The following is a 16,174-nucleotide window of genomic DNA, read 5'->3' as shown; positions in this document are numbered from 1 at the left end:
GCTCAGCCCGCGGGCGTCAGCAGCTCGGCCAGCAGATGCTCGCGAAACAGCCGGGCCGCGGCCGACAGGTAGGCCTGCTCGCGCCAGACCAGCCGCTGGACGCGCTCGCACCCGGGCGCGTCCAGGCGCAGCCAGGACACCGGCAGCCCGTCCTGGCGGGCCGACCAGGCCGGGATGAAGCCGACGCCGAGCCCGGCGCCGACCAGGTCGACGATGGCGTAGGCCTCGTTGGCCTCGCACACGTACTGCGGCTCCATCCCCGCCGCGGCGAACAGCCGCTCGATCATCGCGCGCTGCCAGTGGCCGGGGGGCGTGGTCGCGATGCGCTCACCGCGCAGATCGGCCATCGTGGCATGGGTACGGCCGGCCAGCCGATGCCCAGGTGAGACCGCCAGCAGCACCTCCTCGGCCGGCAGCACCCGCTCGCCGAACCCGCTGCCCTCCAGCGGCTGCGAGGTCAGGCACAGGTCGACCTCGCCCTCGCGCAGCCGCCGCGCCATGGCCTCGGCGTCCGACTGATACAGCCGCACCCCGACGCCCGGATGCTCGGCGATGAAGCTCTTGACCGGCCCGACCAGCATGACCAGCGTCTCCGAGGCCACCGACACGCTGCCCTTGGTCAGGCCCGCGGCCTCGGCCAGCTCGCGCCGCCCGTCCTCCAGCTCGCCCAGCGCCCGCTCCACCCGCCGCAGGAACGCCGCCCCGAACCGGTTGAGCCGCACCCGGCGCCCCTGCCGGTCGAACAGCGGCGCCCCGAGGCCGGCCTCCAGCCGGGCGATGCTGCGGCTCAGCGAGGGCTGGGCCACCCGCAGCTCCTCGGCGGCCCGGCTGATGTGCTCGTGACGCGCGACAGCCTGGAAGTAACGCAACGACAGCAGATCCATTATGCCTCTGATGCTATGAACTCATGGATTTATAGGTCTTGGACAGCATATGCCGTGGTTGCCTACGGTTTTGCGGCGTGGACATCCTCGATCTGGCCCGACTCCAGTTCGCCCTCACCACCGGCGTGCACTGGCTGTTCGTCCTGCTCACCCTCGGCCTCGTGCCGATCGTCGCGACCCTGCACACCCGCGCCGTCCGCGCCCGCGACCCCGCAACCCGGGCCGCCCGCGAGCGGATGACCCGCTTCTGGGGACGGCTCTACGTGATCAACTACGCGCTGGGCATCGCGACCGGGCTGGTGATGGAGTTCCAGTTCGGCCTGAACTGGAGCGGACTGAGCAAGTTCGCCGGCAACGTCTTCGGCGCCCCGCTCGCCCTGGAGACGCTCATCGCCTTCTTCGCCGAGTCCACCTTCCTCGGCATGTGGATCTTCGGATGGGGGCGGCTGCGGCCCTGGTTCCACGTCGCGACCATCTGGCTGGTCACGCTGACCGCCTACGCCTCGGCGTACTGGGTGCTGGTCGCCAACGGGTTCATGCAGGCGCCCACCGGCCACGTCGTGCGCGACGGCACCGCCTACCTCACCGACTTCGGCGCCCTGCTGACCAACCCCAGCACGCTGGTCGCCCTCGCCCACGTGATCTCCGCGGCGCTGCTGACCGGCGGGATCTTCCTGGCCGGGATCAGCGCCCACCACCTGCGCCGCGCCCGGCCGGAGTTCCGCGGCACGCTGCGCGCGGGCGTCGTGGTCGCGGCCGTCGCGAGCGTGGCCGTCTACGTCGCCGGCGGACTGCAGTACCCGCTGCTGGCCGCGACGCAGCCGATGAAGCTGGGCCTGCTGTCGCACGGGGAGGGGATGGCGCGGCTGCAGCAGGCCATGGCGGCGGCCCACGGGCCCGGCGACTACATGCCGCCGCAGTGGGCCGTGTGGGGCCAGTACGCCATGTTGTGGCTCGGCTACGTCCTCGGCGTGATCGCGCTGTTCGGCATCGTGATCGTCTTCCGGGACGGCCTGGCCCGGCGCCGGGCCGCCGCCGCGGCGCTCGTGCTGCTGCTCGCCCTGCCGGCCGGGGAGTTCGCCGGCGGCATCCTGTTCGGGGAGGCGGGGCCGTACCGGCTGGTCATCTCCGTGACCGTGGCGCTGCTGCTGGGCGCCGCGCTTGTGTACGGCTCGCGTCTCACCCGCCCCCTGCACCGCCTGCTGACTGTCGCGATCCCGCTGCCGTTCCTGGCCTCGGTGGGCGGCTGGGTCGTGCGCGAGGTCGGCCGCCAGCCCTGGGTCGTCTACGGCGAGCTCACCACGGCCGAGGCGCTGTCGCCCGGCGTCGGATACGGCGCGATGCTCGCCTCGCTGCTGAGCTTCGCGCTGGTGCTGGGCGCGCTGGCCGTGGCCGACTGGACGCTGATCGCCCGCCACGCCCGCCGCGGCCCCGAGCCCGCCCACCTCGGCCCGCCGGCCGAGATCCGTCCCACCTTCTGAAAGGAACGCTCCATGGAGATGTTCTGGCTGGCGATCCTGGGCTTCCTGCTCACCGGCTCCTTCGTCCTCGGCGGCTACGACTACGGCGTGCAGATGGCCCTGCCCTTCACCGGGCGCGACGAGCGCACCCGCAGGCAGACGCTGGCGGCGCTCGGCCCCTTCTTCTTCGGCAACGAGGTCTGGCTGATCGGCGCCGCCGGCGTGCTGTTCGGCGCCTTCCCCTTCCTGGAGGGCACCCTGCTGTCGGGCGCCTACCCGCTGATCGTGCCCCTGGTGCTGGGCCTGGCGATCGGCAAGAGCGCCGTCCAGCTCCGCAGCCGCGGCGCCGGCACGCCCACGCACCGGCCGCGCGGCCGGAGCACCGCCCGGGTGCCCGGCAGCGGGCGCGGGTGGGACCTGCTGGTCGGCGTCGGCGGGGTCGTTCCCGCGGCGGCGCTCGGGATGCTGGTCGGGCTGCTGCTGACCGGTGTCCCGCTGGACGGCGGCCACAGCTTCACCCTGTCGGCGGGCGAGGTGCTGCAGCCGTTCGTCCTGTTGTGCGGGGTGACCGGTGTCCTGGTGTTCGCGGCGCACGGCGGCGCGTTCCTCGCCCTGCGTGCCGACGGGCAGGTGGCGGCCCTGGGCGGCGTCTTCGCCAGGAGGGCGGCGGGGTGGGCGGGGTTCGCGGTGGTGGCGGCGGCGCTCGCCGCGCTGGTCACGGGGGTGCGGCCGCTCAACCCCGCACCGGCCCTCGCCGCGGCGCTCGCCATTCCCGCCCTGATGGTGGCCGCCCGTGCCGCTCTGGCCGCCGCCCGGCCGGGGCTCGCCTTCACCGCGACCGCGGGCGCCGCCGGGCTCCCGGTGGTGGTGACGGGGCTGGCCGGCTTTCCGTACCTGCTGGCCTCGACCGTCACGCCCGGCGCCGGGCTGACCGTGGCCGAGTCGGCCGCCGACGCCGCCACCCTGCACACCCTGACCGCGTTCGGCGTGGTGATCATCCCGGTCGTCGTCGGCTACCAGGCGTTCCTGTGGTGGGCCTTTCGCGGGCGCGTCACCCAGCCCGGCTACTTCTGATCCCGGGCACTCGCGCCGGCCGGGGGAGGGGTGGTATCCAGGGGGAACCGTCCGAAGATCCAGAGGTTGCGGAAAGGTTGCCATGCCGGGCCCCTTCGCCGGCCGTACCGTCGACGGCCTCGCCCTGGACCTGCGCCGGGCAGGCACCACGTCGGCCGAGCTGATCGAGCTGGCCCTGGAGGCGATCGCCGGGCCGGGCGCGGAGCTCAACGCGTTCGTCACCGTGGACGCCGGCGGCGCCAGAGCCGCGGCGCGGCGCGCCGACGAGGAGCTGGCGCGCGGGGTCGATCGCGGGCCGCTGCACGGGGTGCCGGTCGGGGTGAAGGACCTCATCGACGTCGCCGGCCTGCCGATCACCATGGGGTCGCGGCACTTCGCCGGGCACCTCGCCCGCGCCGACGCCGCCTGCGTGACGCGGCTGCGCGCGGCCGGAGCCGTCATCGTGGGCACGACCACGACCCACGAGTTCGCCTACGGGCCCACGGGCGACGTCACGGCCACCGGCCCGGTGCGCAACCCGCGCGACCCGGCCAGGATGACCGGCGGCTCCAGCGCGGGCAGCGCCGCGGCCGTCGCGGCGGGCCTGGTGCCGCTGGCCCTCGGCACCGACACCGGCGGCTCGGTACGCATCCCCGCCGCCCTGTGCGGGGTGGCCGGCTTCAAACCGGCCTACGGCGCGATCCCGGCCGGCGGCGTCTTCCCGCTCGCCCGCTCCTTCGACCACGTCGGCATCCTGGCCGCCACACCGGCCGACTGCCTGCTCGCCTACCGCTGCCTCACCGGCCGCACCGGCCGCGAGGCCGATGGCAGGGCGGCGCGGGTGGGGTGGCTGGAGGCCGGCGGGCTGTCCGCGCTCGACCCCCACGTGGTACGGCAGGCCAGAGCCGCGGCCCGCATCCAGGACGTGGTCCCCCTGCCCGACACCCTCGCCCAGGGCCTGCGTGAGGTCTACGCCGCCATGCACAGCGGCGAGGCCGCGGCCGTGCACGGCGACCGGATGGCCGCCGCCCCGCAGCTGTACGAACCCGAGACCCTCCAGCGCCTGCACGCCGCCGTCCAGATGCCCGGCTGGCGGTACGTGCGGGCCATGGACGCCCGCGCCGGCCTGACCGCCGCCGCGGCGGCGCTGTTCGAGCACCACGACGTGCTGGCCCTGCCGACCGTGCCCATCACCGCCCCGCCCATCGGCCGGCGCGAGATCGAGATCGACGGCAGCCCGTCGGCCGTCCGCGCCGCCCTGCTGGCACTGACCAGCCCGTGGAACGTGCTCGGCCTGCCCGCGCTGTCGCTGCCCGCGGGCACGGTGGCGGGCCTGCCCGCCGGCCTGCAACTGGTCTGCCGCCCCGGCGATGAGGACCTCCTGTTCGCCTGAGCCTGCAGGCAACCCCCAGCGAGTCCCCAGCAGATCGTGCGCGATCGCCAGCAGGATGGGTAAGGGAGATCCACCAACGGTAAGGAGCCGACGATGTCCACGCGCATGACGAAGGACGAGCGGGAGACCTTCCTGGCCGACACCCACATCGGGGTGCTGAGCGTGACCGGCGACGACGGGGCGGCCCCGATGGCCGCGCCCATCTGGTACGGCTACGAGCCGGGCGGCGAGCTCAGGTTCGCCACCGGCCCGGAGACCCGCAAGATGGCCCTGATCCGGTCCGCGGGCCGGGTGACGTTCACCGTGCAGCAGGAGGCCATGCCCTACAAGTACGTGACGGTCGAGGGCCCGGTGCTCGGCGAGGAGCCGGTCGACATGGACGAGTACCTCCGCTGGACGGTCCGGTACATGGGCACCGAGGCGGGGGAGCGGTTCTTCTACTCGGCCGAGGACTCCATCCGGTCGATGCGGACCATCCGGGTACGCCCCGAGCGCTGGCTGACCTTCGACTGGGGCAAGGAATACAAAGGTTGACGGAAATATGTAGACCGGTCTAGTTTGTACAGCATGGGAAACAAGGGGGCCGAGACGCGCGAGCGCCTGCTGGAGGCGACCCAGAGCCTGGTCGAGGCCGTCGGCTACTACGGCGCCGGGCTCAACCAGGTGATCGCCGACAGCGGCGCGCCCCGCGGCTCGCTCTACTTCCACTTCCCCGGCGGCAAGGACCAACTGGTCGGAGAGTCCGTACGCCGGGCCGGCCAGGCGATCTCGGCGGACCTGCGGACCCTGGCCGAGGCGAGCCCGGGCGCGGCCGACTTCGTGACGGGCATGCTGCGCCACCTGGGCGACCGGCTGGAGGAGTCGGGCTGGAGCAAGGGCTGCCCGGTGGCCACCGTGGCGCTGGAGACGGCCGCCACCAGCGACGCCCTGCAGCAGGTGTGCTCACAGGTCTACCGCTCGTGGGAGGCCGACCTGCGCGCCCGGCTGGCGGGCCGCCCGGACGCCGACGACCTCGCGGTCACTGTCCTCGCACTGGTCGAAGGCGCTTTGCTGCTGGCCAGGGCGCACCGCGACCGCGAGCCGCTGGAGCGCGTCGGCCGCCAGATCGCCGCCCTGCTGGGCTGAACCCGCCCGCCGCGCGGCGGGCTCTTCTGTGGCCAGAGAATATGTAGATCGATCTATTCAAGGAGTTTCGTGGACGCGATCGTCTTCGGCGCGAGCGGCTTCGTCGGCCGCTTCCTCGTCGCCGAACTGCTGGGCAGGGGCCAACGGGTGGCGGCAGCCGTACGCGAGGACACCCTCACCCCGTGGCTGCGCGCGCAGGGAACCGGCACCGGCGGGCTGCGGGTCGTCACCGCCGACCTCACGCGCCCGCTCGCCGGGCTGCCCGAGGCGCGCGACGTCTACAACACCGCCGGACGCTACGCCTTCGGCCTCACCCGGGAGCAGGCGCGGGAGGTCAACGTCACCGGCGCGCTGCACGTGCTCGAATGGGCGGCCACGCTGCCGCGGCTGCGGCGGCTGGTGCACGTGAGCGGGTACCGGGTCAGCGGGCAGGGCGGGCCGCCCGACTACGCGCGGCTCGGCGCCTACGAGGCGTCCAAGGTCGAGGGCGACCGCGCGGTGCGCGCGCGGGCGGGGGAGCTGGGGGTGCCGCTGACCATCGCCAACCCCAGCGCCGTGATCGGTCCCGGCCAGTACATCGGCCCGGCCGCGCTCGTGCGGGAGCTGTGGAACGGCCGGGTGCCCGTGCTGCCCGGCGGCCGGGACACCTTCGTGCCGGTCGTGGCGGCCGGGTACCTCGCGCGGTTCCTGGCGGAGATCCCGGCCGGGCCCGCGGGCGAGCACTACTGGGTGCTCGACGACGACACCCCGCTCCTGCCGGAGATGATCGGGCAGATCGCCGCCCACCTCGGCGCGCGGGCGCCCCGGCGGTCTCTGCCCGCCGGGCTGCTGCGGCACCTGCCCGGGACCGATCCCGAGACGCTGTCGTTCCTGTCGCCCGAGCGCTACCCGACGGCCTCGGCCCGCGCCTTCGCCGGCCGCGCGGGCCTGGCGATGCCCGAGGTCGGCGGCGTGCTGCGCGCGTGGGCCGACCATTTGGTGGGCACCCGCTTCGGCACGGCCGAGCCCGCGCTGACCCCCTACGGGTTCCACCCGGTCGCGGGCGGCCGGACGTGGGTGAGCGGCGACCGGCACCACCCCGCCTACGTGCTGCTGCACGGCCTGCCGATGAACGCCGACCTGTGGGCGCCGCTCGCCGCGCACCTCGACGGCCCGGTGCTGGCCCCGGACCTGCCCGGCTTGGGCCGCTCCGCGCCCGCGGCGTCGGCGCGGGCCCGGAAAGAGGCGCCGCCGGAACCGGCGCGGACGTGGACGGCTTCTCCGCTGGAAGCGGCGGAGAAGCCGCTGGAAGCGGCGCGGGCGTGGACGGGAGCGGCTGGGGACCCGGTGCGGGCATGGGCGGAGGCGCTGATGGAGCCGGTGCGCACCCATCCCGTCCTCGTCGCGCACTCCCTGGCCTGCGGACCCGCCCTGCGCTTCGCCGCCGATCACCCCGGCCGCCTCGGCGGGCTCGTCCTCATCGCCCCGCCCTTCCTGCAGCCGCCCGCCACCCGCTCCCGCCTGGCGGCGCTCGCCCTGCGGCGGATGCCGCCCGCGCGGCTGGCCGCGACGCTGCGCGTGCCCGAGGGGCCCGCCGTGGACAGCGCCGCCGCCGACCTGCGCAGGCCCGGCGTCGCGCGGCGGGCGATGGCGGCGCTGCGCGCGGCGGGCGCCGCGCGCGAGCAGGCCCACGAACTGCTGGAGCAGGCTTACGACCGGCTGGAGCGGGCCGGCGTCCCCGTCCGGATCATCGCCGGGTCCGCCGACCCGCTCACCGTGGCCACGCGGCATCCGGTGCGCGAGATCGCCGGCGCCGGCCACTACCCGCAGCTCACGCACCCGGCCGAGGTAGCCCAGACCGTCCGGGCGACGCGGACGCGCGGAGAACAAACACCCCACGTCGTGCGCGAACGATCAGCGCCGTAGGTCACGCCCGGCGACCACCAGCCACAGGTACGGCACCGGCAGCATCGCCAGCCAGAACCCGTGCGCCTGGTCCCAATGCCCGAACCCGCACGTCGGCGGCCAGAGCCGTACCTGATCCGGCAGCAGGATCGTCGCCAGCACCAGCGCCATCTGGACCACCACCGCCGCCATGGCCGCCTGCCGGCCCGGCGCGAGCCGTACGGCGCTCGCCGCGGCGGCCAGCGCGATGCCCAGGCACACGCCCATCTCGACGAGCAGGTCGCCGACCGGGAACAGGGCGCCTTCGGGAAGCCGGGTCAGGACGTAGGCGAAGGCGGCCAGCCAGATCGCGACGGCGGCGGCGCCGGGCAGCAGGCAGCGCAGGGCCTGCCGTACCCACCGGGGGACCGCCGCGGCGCCGAGGTCCGCCGACATGGCGTCGACCAGCCCGAACGCGGCAGCCCCGCCGAGCAGGGTGCCGCTGACGCGCATGAGCAGGAGCGCGTCGCCGCCCGGCAGCACCTGCCCGAACCGCACCAGGCCCGCCAGCGCGGCGGTGAGCAGCGCGACCAGGGCCAGCGGCGTCCAGTCGACGGCCCGGACGAGGGGGCGCACCAGCAGCGACGCCACCCGCAGCCGGGAGTGCGGGGTCACCGGCATGGCGCGGCTCCCAACGGTGCGTCGGGGCCGGGCCGCAGACCGAGCAGCGGCAGGGCCTGGGCGACTGTGGTGGCGGGTTTCATGAGCGTGTCCCAGTGGGCCAGCACCTTCGCGCGGGCGCCGGGCGCAGCCAGCAGCGCCTTGGCGTATGCGATCTCGGCCGGACCCCAGTCCAGGCTGGTCAGCCGGCCGAGGTAGCGGTCGACATGGAGCTCGCGCCGCGCCTCGGGCGGCGCGACCTGGCCGACGAGCCAGAGCGCCACCACCGTGCGGGCCTGGCCGCGCACGTCGCACAGCCGGTCGCGGCGGCCGTCGAAGCCGCGCACGGCCGCGTCGCGAAGCCCGCTCGCCCAGAACGCGACGTCCTCGGCCAGGATCCGGCGCTGGTCGGGGTGGCCCCAGCTCATCGGCGCCTCGACGGCCGTGGGATCGGCGGTGTGGCGCCAGGTGGGGCTGGCCTGCCGTACCACTGGGGCCTGGGCGCGCCGCGCGGCGGGCAGCGCCGCCACCACCGGCCCGACCGCCTGCTCCCACAGCGGGATCCACGGCTCGTACCCGGCGAAGGCGCAGTAGGTGACCCCCTGGCGGACCGCGCAGCGGTAGGCGTCCGGGCCGAAATAGCGCGCGCGGACGCGGGCGTCGACATGGGCGAGGGTCAGCTCCACCCGCACGGGCATGCGCGCCGGCGGCGGGGTGGACACCGCGGCGGCCCCCGCGGGCACCGCGACACCCACCGCCACCAGCGCGGCCACGGCGGGCACCGGCCGCAGACGGTTCCTGAGCAGCGCGAGCGCGGCGAAGAGGACGGCGACGACCAGCACGTACACCAGGTGGAGCTGCGACGGGCGCTGCGGCCAGTCGGGACGGTGCTCCTGCATCACCGGCAGCAGCCACCCGGCCTGGCCGTTGGCCGGGTTGGTGAAGATGAGGTAGCCGAGCACGGCCACCACGATCGGCCCGGCGATCAGCCAGCGCGCCCAGCGCCCGACCGCCACACCCAGCGTCGCGGCCAGTACGGCGACGGCCACCGCCGTGAGCGGCTCCGCCACGTCCAGCCGGCCGCCGGCCGGGCCGGCGAGCAGCCGGATCGCCAGATAGCCGCCCATCGCCAGCGCCGCCGCGAGCCCGGCGACCAGCGGCGCGGCCAGCAGCAGGGCCCGCGTGCGGTGCTCGGCGCCGCCCGGCAGGGCGGCCAGGCCCTCCGGCATCGCGTGCCGGCCCTCACGAGATGCGGCCAGGCTCGCCACGACCAGCACCGCCGCGCCCAGGCAGGTGAACAGCCCGGTCGCGTGGACCGGATCGATCGTGAGGTCGGGCGTCTGGCCCGCGCTCAGGTGCACCTGCAGCGCCGCCACCAGCACGCTCGCCCCCCACACCAGCGGATGCCTGAGGAGCCTGCGTGCCTCGAACACGAACAACGCCCGCGTCACGCCGCCTGCCCGAGCAGCATGAGGTAGCCGTCCTCGACGCCGGGCGGCGCCGCGACCGAGGCGGGCGGGGGCGGGCCGAGCGTGCGGTAGCGGCCGTCGGCCGTCTTCCAGAACAGCTCCGCGCCGGAGGGCGGCTCCCGCGACAGCCAGACCCGGCCGTCGGCGACGGCCGCGAGCCGGCCGGGCGTGCCGTCGAAGACCGCGCGGCCCTCGCGCATCACCACGACCCGCTCGCACAGCGCGGCGACGTCCTCGGTCTGGTGCGTGGACAGCACCACGGTACGGCTCTCGCCCAGCCGCGAGACCAGCGCCCGGAACATCATCCGCTGCTCGGGGTCCAGGCCCACGGTCGGCTCGTCGAGGATGAGCAGGTCCGGCTCGCCGAGCAGCGCCTGGGCCAGCGCGAGCCGCTGGCGCATGCCGCCCGACAGCCTGCGTACCTTGGTCTCGGCCTGGCCGGTGAGGTCCACCTCGGCCAGCACGCGGCGTACCTCGGCGTGGCGGTGGGCGCGGTCGGTGAGCTCCTTGAGGATCGCGACGTAGTCGACGAGGTCGAAGGCGGTGAAGTGCGGGTAGGCGCCCGGGTTCTGCGGGAGGTAGCCGAGCCTGCGGCGCAGCGCGGTGCGCTGGCCGCGCACCGACGGGTCGAGCCCGAAGGCGTCGAGGGTTCCCGCGTCGGGGGCGAGGGTGGTGGCCAGGCAGCGCAGCAGGGTAGTCTTCCCCGCGCCGTTGGGGCCGAGCAGTCCGGTCACGCCGCTGCCGAGTGTGAGGTCGAGGGCGTCGAGCGCGCGTCTGGCGCCGTAGGTCTTGGTCAGGCCGTTGATGTGGATCATCGGGTGCTCCCCCGGTAGAAGCGGTAGGTCAGCAGGAGGACGGCGGCGCCGTACCCGATCTGCGGGGCGGGGCCGAAGACGGCGGGCCAGCCGCCGAGCAGGCCGCCCGCGCCGACGATGGCCAGCCACACCCCGCCGACGGCGAGTGCGGCGATCGGCACGGGCAGCCGGTTCGACAGGGCCAGGCAGCCCGCGGCGGCGGCCAGCGCCGGCAGCAGCCACGCGGCGCTCAGCCCGGGCGGCGCGGGCAGCAGCGGCGAGGCCAGCCCCGCCAGCACCACCGAGACCGTCAGCACCGCCGTGGCCCTGGCCAGCAGCAGCCGCGGTCCCCACATTGGCGTGGCCGCCACCAGCTCGTGGGCGGGATCGACGCGCGGGCCGTAGGCGAGCGCGATGCCCGCCAGCGGCAGCACCGGCGCGACGATCAGGAACGCGGGCAGCAGTTCCGCCTGCTCGCGGGCGGCCAGCACCGCGAACGCCAGCACCGTCACCACCGCCACCAGCCACGCCCTGCTCAGCGTCGGCGTCGCCGACAGCAGCCTGGCCAGGTGGTCGGGCACCCCGCCGTGCCGCAGCATCCGCTCCACCGGCCCCGGGCGCGCCGTCACCAGCGCGGCCTCCAGCCGCGCCCACGAGCCTTCCAGCCAGTCCTCGTCGTACGGCACCGCCGCCCGGCAGCCCGCGCACCGCTCCAGATGGGCGTCCACCGACATGGCCAGCGCCGGTTCCAGCGCCCCGTCGAGATAGCGTTCGCGCAGGTCATCGGGGATGTGCCAGCTCATGACAGCTCCTCGCGCAGCCGGGCCCTGGCCCGCATCGCGCGGGTCTTGACCGTGCCTTCCGGAATGCCGAGGAGACCGGCGGCCTCCTTGGTCGTCAGACCGTCCAGGACGGTTGCCTCGATGACCGCGCGCAGCTCGGGCGCCAGCCTGGTCAGGGCGCTGCCGAGATCGCCGTGCTCCACGTTGAGCAGCACCACGTCCTCGGCCGAGGCGACCGGCGAACCGTCGTCCGGCTCGACGCCGGAGCCGATCCAGCGGGCGCCGCTGCCGCGCAGCGCCGAGATCAGGCGGCGGATCGCGATCGTCCACAGCCAGCCGGCGACGTTGTCGCCGCGGAAGCGGCCGGCCGAGCGCCACACGGCCAGGAACGTCTCCTGCAGCGCGTCGTCCACGGCGTCCCGGTCGGCGCAGCGCCTGGCCAGCCGGGCCCGCAGCCAGGGGGCGTGCCGCCGGTGCAGCAGGCGCAGCGCGCCGGTGGCGCGCGCGGCGACGGCGGCGACGAGTTCGGCGTCGGTGCTGTCCGAGGTGACCTCGGGCAGCTCGCGCCGCCGGAAGGGAAACGCTCTCACATCGTGTCTATCGCAGCGCCGGCGCGCGCCGGTTCGCTCATCCGGACCGCGGGTCCCGGGGGCTCTCGATGGTCAGCGGGCCGGTCAGGGCGCGGTGGACCGGGCATTTGTCGGCGATCTCGTGCAGCCGGTCGCGCTGCTCGGCGCTCAGGTCGCCGCCGATGAGGACGAGGTCCTTGACGATCGTGTGCTTTCCCTTCCTGCGCAGCGACACCGTGACGCGTTCCAGCGGGATCTGCTTGGCGTCGGCGTACATGCGGACCGTGATCGACGTGCAGGTGCCGAGCGCGGCCAGGAGCAGGTCGAAGGGGCCGGGCCCGGAGTCGGCGCCGCCGAGCGAGGGGGGCTCGTCGGCCAGCAGCCGGTGCCTGCCCATCGTGACCGCCTGCTGGAACTTGGCGGCGTGGGTCTCCTCGACCGTGACCACGCCGCGCTCGCCGTCGTCGCGCGGCTTGAGGTCGATGTAGCGGCCGACCCACGCGGCCAGCACCTCGGCGACGTAGGTGGCGTCCCTGCGGTCGGTGAGCAGGTGGTCGGCGCCGTCGAGTGAGACGAAGGACTTGGGGTGGCGGGCCGCGTCGTAGATGAGCCTGGCGTTCTCCACGCTCACCAGCTCGTCCAGCGGGGCGTGCATGACCAGCAGGGCCCGGCGCAGGCCGGCGATGCGCTTTCGCTGGTCCTGCTCCCTGATGTCGTCCAGGAACGCGCCGCTGATCCGGAACGGCCGGCCCGCCAGCACCACCTCGGCCACGCCGTTCGCCTCGATCTCGGCCCGCGAGGAGCCGAGCAGGTGCTCCACGTGCGCGGTGTCGGCGGGAGCGCCGATGGTGACCACCGCCTTGACCTCGGGGATCAGCTCGGCCGCGGCCAGTACGGCGGCGCCGCCCAGCGAGTGCCCGATGAGGATGCTCGGCGCCCCGATCGTCTCGCGCAGGTGCGCGGCGGCGCTGACCAGGTCGGCGACGTTGGAGGTGAAGGTCGTGTTGGCGAAGTCGCCGCCGGACTGGCCGAGGCCGGTGAAGTCGAAGCGCAGCACGGCCACGCCGCGGGCGGCCAGCTCCCGGGAGATGCGGGAGGCGGCCACCGAGTCCTTGCCGCAGGTGAAGCAGTGGGCGAACAGCGCCGTCGCCGCCACCGGACCCGCGGGCAGCTCCAGGCGACCGGCGAGCTCTTCCCCACCGGAGCCGGGGAAGAGCACCTTGGTGTGGTTCATGCCGTCAAGTGTGCTGGAACGCGGCGGGCCTTACGTGTAACGGTCGCCGCTCCTTCCGTCTCTGAGGGTGCAGTGAGCTCCCGAACAGGAACGCGGGACAGCGACGGGTACCAGCGCTCAGAAGGTGGCGATCGGGTTGACGGGGCTGCCGGAGGTGCCGGCGAGGCGGACCGGGGCGACGGCCAGGTGGAAGTCCCACTGGCCGAGCTCGGTGGCCGTCGCCGCGCACGCCTCCAGGTCGCAGTTGTCGAGCATCCACAGGCCCATCGCGACCAGGCTCACGGCATGGACCGGCATCAGCACGTCGGCGTAGCCGGACGGCTGCACGTCCTGGGGGGTGTCGGCGGCGATCAGCGAGACCTCGCGCTCACGCAGCCACGGCAGGCAGGACGCGTGCCAGCCGGCCTGCGTGACGCCGCCGGAGTCGCCGGCCTCGTGGCGGAGGCGGCCATAGCCGGTCCGCAGCAGCACGGCGTCGCCGGAGCGCACCCGGACGCCCTGGCGGCGCTCGGCCTCCTCCAGGTCGTCGGGGTGCACACCCTGGCCCGGCTCCAGCCACGGCACGCCACGGACCTTCGCCACGTCCAGCAGGACGCCACGCGTGATGATCCCGTCGGCCGCCGCTGTGACGGCGCCCCACGCCGATCCGGTCTCGGCGTCGACCAGCTCGTGCGAGCGGCCGTTGTACATCTTGCCGTCCCAGTAGATGTGGCACGGCGAGTCGAGGTGGGTGACGGTGTTGCCGTGGAAGGTGAGGCCGAGCCGTTCGGTGGAAAAGCCCCAGTGCCGGTCGTCGCGGAACGCCGCCACCGGCATGTTCTCGGCGCCCGGCATGTCGGCGGCGCACGGGCACGTCGTGGTCGAGCGCTCCATCTCCTGCGGCACGGCCACCTCCCACGCGCACGACACACTCCGCCCATGGCGTACGGCTCGCGCCGCCGCCAGCCGTACCTCGTCGGTGATGTGGTTCAGCGTGCCGAGCTGGTCGTCGTCGCCCCACCGGCCCCAGTTCGACAGCGTGTCGAAGTAGCCGAGCACGTCGTCCTGCGTGGGCCTCGGCCGTGTCATCCCAGACTCCTCCGGTCACGTGGAGCTGGCATGCTACTAGAACCTACGACACCAGGACCGGGACGAGCAGCGCCAGGCAGGTGATCAGGCCCTACAGCGCGGGGGCCGCGCCCACCGCCGGCACCAGCTCGTCGTACGGCACGCGCACCATCCCCTCCCGGCCCGCGCGCACGACCACCTGGCGGCCACCGGTGCCGACCGAATCCACCCGCCCACGGGCAGGAGACGTGGTCGAGCCCGAGCACTCGCGTGCCTAACCTCTCAGGCCAGAACACCTAGCCCGCGACGGACTTGGCGGACAGGCCGTTGCCGCCCGCGACCAACCCGCCCGCGATCAGCAGCCAGCTCATCAGGTGGCGCGGCAGCCGCACAACCAGCACTCCGCCGGCGATCGCCAAGGCCGCGCAGGCAACCGTCGAGGACCACACCGCCCAGTCGAGCGCCTCCGGCCGCGTCACCGTCCCCGTCGCCAGGTCGATCCCGGTGGCGACCATGGCAGCCAGGACAGACGACACGGCCAGCGCTATCGCGCCCGACGCCAGGCGCCGATCGCCCGACGCGGCGGCCTCGGGATCGACCTCCGGAGCTCCGTCGGCCGGGGACGCCATCGACGGTACGTCGGTGATCCGGTGCGGCCGGCGGCAGAGGGGTCGGACACGCCGCCAAGCGTGCCGTATGCCGCGTCCCGCCCGCATGTGAGCAGCGTCCCGCCGACGTCCCGGCCGGGACACCGGTCCCGGACCGGGGCAGGCACCGCCGGGACGGCGATGCCCGGCGACGACGAGTTTCAGACCACGCCGCGGGCCGCTATGCGCGCCAGCACCTCAGGCGTGCCGAACCGCCGGTCGATGCGCCTGACCGCCTCGGCCCAATCGGTCATTGAGCGGACCGGGGTGAGTGTCTCCACGACGAACGGGTCACTCCATCGCTCGACAGCACGCCGCCACACGTCCACAGGGACGTCGGTGAGCAGGCTGCCCACGGTCCCTTCGTAGATCGGCATGGCGCGGACCTCTCCGCCGGGCTCGACGTGCATCAGCCGCGGCCCCGCGCCCTGGGCGGTGGCGCCGGGATGCATGAGCAGGACGTAGTTGTCCGATGTGCGTACCTGTACCGTGTCCGGCGCGAGCGCGGACAGCCGCCCGACGAACTCGGGATCGGTCAGCTCGTCGAGCCGGTCGTCCGGCAGGAGTTCGTCTTCGGCGTATCCGGGTCTGCTGGCAAGCCCGGACGGTACGGCGGCGCCGAAGTTCACGAAGCCGAGCCCGTCGAAGCGGTGAGCGACAGTGGCGCAGAACTCCTCGATCTGGTGGAAGTTGCTGCGCACGACCACGAAGTCGACGCCGTAGTTCAGTGGCGCCGACCCCTCGGCGACCCGCCGCCTCCAGATGGTCTCCAGGTGGGCGAGTGCGCGCATGGCCCGTTCGAAGGAGCCGGCGCGGCCTCGGACGCGGTCATGGACGGTGGCGTCGGCCCCGTCCACACTGACGGTGATCCGGGAGAACGCCTCCGCGGCCCGATCGGCGACGCCGGCCGTCACCGTCCACCCGCTGGTGTAGAGGTTGACCGCGACGCCCGCTCGCGAGATCCGCGCCGCCACGTCGAGAAGCCCGCGCACCAGCAGCGGCTCGCCGCCGGCGAACTCCACCGCAGTGGGCCGCAGCGCGGCGATGGCCTCGGCCACCTTGAGCATGTCGTCGCGGCCGAGTTGGCGGGCGGGCCGGCGTCCGGACTCGGAGTAGCAGTGCTGGCATCTGAGCGGACACGCGTAGGTGACGTCCCAGATGACGTCGGTGGGTCCGTCGAGGATGTCGTTCATG

The 16,174-nt window shown here is 74.5% G+C and carries 16 protein-coding genes; 6 read left to right on the top strand and 10 right to left on the bottom strand.

The window, feature by feature from the left end; translation table 11 throughout:
* Positions 1-2: 2 nt before the first annotated feature.
* A complete protein-coding gene (locus tag ACIBEJ_RS07035) occupies positions 3-884 on the bottom strand; it encodes a LysR family transcriptional regulator (protein WP_397181685.1) in 882 nt (293 codons plus the stop codon).
* A gap of 77 nt (positions 885-961) precedes the next feature.
* On the opposite strand from ACIBEJ_RS07035, the gene ACIBEJ_RS07030 reads away from it, so the two are divergent.
* The 6 genes from ACIBEJ_RS07030 (at position 962) to ACIBEJ_RS07005 (ending at position 7,820) form a co-directional block, all read left to right on the top strand.
* Entirely contained in the window at positions 962-2,365 is a 1,404-nt protein-coding gene (locus tag ACIBEJ_RS07030) for a cytochrome ubiquinol oxidase subunit I (RefSeq protein ID WP_397181684.1), read from the top strand.
* Between the two features lie 12 nt (positions 2,366-2,377).
* Positions 2,378-3,418 carry a cytochrome d ubiquinol oxidase subunit II gene (locus ACIBEJ_RS07025; protein ID WP_397181683.1) on the top strand — a complete coding sequence of 347 codons (1,041 nt, stop codon included), beginning with the start codon at positions 2,378-2,380 and terminating at the stop codon, positions 3,416-3,418.
* 82 nt (positions 3,419-3,500) lie between these two features.
* The gene (locus ACIBEJ_RS07020) at positions 3,501-4,790 is read left to right on the top strand and encodes an amidase (protein WP_397181682.1); all 1,290 of its coding nucleotides are present in this window, start codon (positions 3,501-3,503) and stop codon (positions 4,788-4,790) included.
* Between the two features lie 93 nt (positions 4,791-4,883).
* Positions 4,884-5,324 carry a pyridoxamine 5'-phosphate oxidase family protein gene (locus ACIBEJ_RS07015; protein ID WP_397181681.1) on the top strand — a complete coding sequence of 147 codons (441 nt, stop codon included), beginning with the start codon at positions 4,884-4,886 and terminating at the stop codon, positions 5,322-5,324.
* A gap of 33 nt (positions 5,325-5,357) precedes the next feature.
* Positions 5,358-5,915: a TetR/AcrR family transcriptional regulator gene (locus ACIBEJ_RS07010; protein WP_397181680.1), complete on the top strand. Its 558-nt coding sequence runs from the start codon at positions 5,358-5,360 to the stop codon at positions 5,913-5,915.
* Positions 5,916-5,984: 69 nt separating this feature from the next.
* Positions 5,985-7,820, top strand: a complete 1,836-nt coding sequence (locus tag ACIBEJ_RS07005; RefSeq protein ID WP_397181679.1) for an alpha/beta fold hydrolase — start codon at positions 5,985-5,987, stop codon at positions 7,818-7,820.
* On the opposite strand, the gene ACIBEJ_RS07000 is transcribed toward ACIBEJ_RS07005, so the two are convergent.
* The 9 genes from ACIBEJ_RS07000 to ACIBEJ_RS06960 all read right to left on the bottom strand — a co-directional run bounded on the left by ACIBEJ_RS07000 (position 7,809) and on the right by ACIBEJ_RS06960 (position 16,173).
* Positions 7,809-8,459: a hypothetical protein gene (locus ACIBEJ_RS07000; protein ID WP_397181678.1), complete on the bottom strand. Its 651-nt coding sequence runs from the start codon at positions 8,457-8,459 to the stop codon at positions 7,809-7,811. The genes ACIBEJ_RS07005 and ACIBEJ_RS07000 overlap by 12 nt on opposite strands.
* Positions 8,450-9,889: a hypothetical protein gene (locus ACIBEJ_RS06995; protein ID WP_397181677.1), complete on the bottom strand. Its 1,440-nt coding sequence runs from the start codon at positions 9,887-9,889 to the stop codon at positions 8,450-8,452. The genes ACIBEJ_RS07000 and ACIBEJ_RS06995 overlap by 10 nt, the downstream gene beginning before the upstream one ends.
* A complete protein-coding gene (locus ACIBEJ_RS06990) occupies positions 9,886-10,722 on the bottom strand; it encodes an ABC transporter ATP-binding protein (protein ID WP_397181676.1) in 837 nt (278 codons plus the stop codon). Before ACIBEJ_RS06990 ends, ACIBEJ_RS06995 begins: the two co-directional genes overlap by 4 nt.
* Positions 10,719-11,504 carry a zf-HC2 domain-containing protein gene (locus ACIBEJ_RS06985; protein ID WP_397181675.1) on the bottom strand — a complete coding sequence of 262 codons (786 nt, stop codon included), beginning with the start codon at positions 11,502-11,504 and terminating at the stop codon, positions 10,719-10,721. The genes ACIBEJ_RS06990 and ACIBEJ_RS06985 overlap by 4 nt, the downstream gene beginning before the upstream one ends.
* The gene (locus ACIBEJ_RS06980; protein ID WP_397181674.1) at positions 11,501-12,073 is read right to left on the bottom strand and encodes an RNA polymerase sigma factor; all 573 of its coding nucleotides are present in this window, start codon (positions 12,071-12,073) and stop codon (positions 11,501-11,503) included. The genes ACIBEJ_RS06985 and ACIBEJ_RS06980 overlap by 4 nt, the downstream gene beginning before the upstream one ends.
* 37 nt (positions 12,074-12,110) lie before the next feature.
* Positions 12,111-13,286, bottom strand: a complete 1,176-nt coding sequence (locus ACIBEJ_RS06975; protein WP_397181673.1) for an alpha/beta fold hydrolase — start codon at positions 13,284-13,286, stop codon at positions 12,111-12,113.
* A 117-nt stretch (positions 13,287-13,403) separates the two neighbouring features.
* On the bottom strand, positions 13,404-14,354 hold the full coding sequence (locus ACIBEJ_RS06970) for a cyclase family protein (protein WP_397181672.1): 951 nt from the start codon (positions 14,352-14,354) through the stop codon (positions 13,404-13,406).
* 275 nt (positions 14,355-14,629) lie between these two features.
* Complete coding sequence (locus ACIBEJ_RS06965) at positions 14,630-14,869, bottom strand: hypothetical protein (protein WP_397181671.1); 240 nt, start codon at positions 14,867-14,869, stop codon at positions 14,630-14,632.
* Between the two features lie 272 nt (positions 14,870-15,141).
* Complete coding sequence (locus tag ACIBEJ_RS06960) at positions 15,142-16,173, bottom strand: radical SAM protein (RefSeq protein WP_397181670.1); 1,032 nt, start codon at positions 16,171-16,173, stop codon at positions 15,142-15,144.
* Position 16,174 lies beyond the last annotated feature (1 nt).

The organism is Nonomuraea sp. NPDC050790, from assembly GCF_044456745.1.
Taxonomy (GTDB): domain Bacteria; phylum Actinomycetota; class Actinomycetes; order Streptosporangiales; family Streptosporangiaceae; genus Nonomuraea.
Note: the sequence above shows the minus strand (reverse complement) of the source record. Positions and strands in the feature narration are given on the sequence as shown.

Excerpts from the sequence above, each read along its gene's own strand:
- ACIBEJ_RS07035 (WP_397181685.1), bottom strand. The coding sequence starts at position 884 with ATGGATCTGCTGTCGTTGCGTTACTTCCAGGCTGTCGCGCGTCACGAG.
- ACIBEJ_RS07025 (WP_397181683.1), top strand. The coding sequence starts at position 2,378 with ATGGAGATGTTCTGGCTGGCGATCCTGGGCTTCCTGCTCACCGGCTCC.
- ACIBEJ_RS07020 (WP_397181682.1), top strand. The coding sequence starts at position 3,501 with ATGCCGGGCCCCTTCGCCGGCCGTACCGTCGACGGCCTCGCCCTGGAC.
- ACIBEJ_RS07015 (WP_397181681.1), top strand. The coding sequence starts at position 4,884 with ATGTCCACGCGCATGACGAAGGACGAGCGGGAGACCTTCCTGGCCGAC.
- ACIBEJ_RS07010 (WP_397181680.1), top strand. The coding sequence starts at position 5,358 with ATGGGAAACAAGGGGGCCGAGACGCGCGAGCGCCTGCTGGAGGCGACC.
- ACIBEJ_RS07000 (WP_397181678.1), bottom strand. The coding sequence starts at position 8,459 with ATGCCGGTGACCCCGCACTCCCGGCTGCGGGTGGCGTCGCTGCTGGTG.
- ACIBEJ_RS06990 (WP_397181676.1), bottom strand. The coding sequence starts at position 10,722 with ATGATCCACATCAACGGCCTGACCAAGACCTACGGCGCCAGACGCGCG.
- ACIBEJ_RS06985 (WP_397181675.1), bottom strand. The coding sequence starts at position 11,504 with ATGAGCTGGCACATCCCCGATGACCTGCGCGAACGCTATCTCGACGGG.
- ACIBEJ_RS06975 (WP_397181673.1), bottom strand. The coding sequence starts at position 13,286 with ATGAACCACACCAAGGTGCTCTTCCCCGGCTCCGGTGGGGAAGAGCTC.
- ACIBEJ_RS06970 (WP_397181672.1), bottom strand. The coding sequence starts at position 14,354 with ATGACACGGCCGAGGCCCACGCAGGACGACGTGCTCGGCTACTTCGAC.
- ACIBEJ_RS06960 (WP_397181670.1), bottom strand. The coding sequence starts at position 16,173 with ATGAACGACATCCTCGACGGACCCACCGACGTCATCTGGGACGTCACC.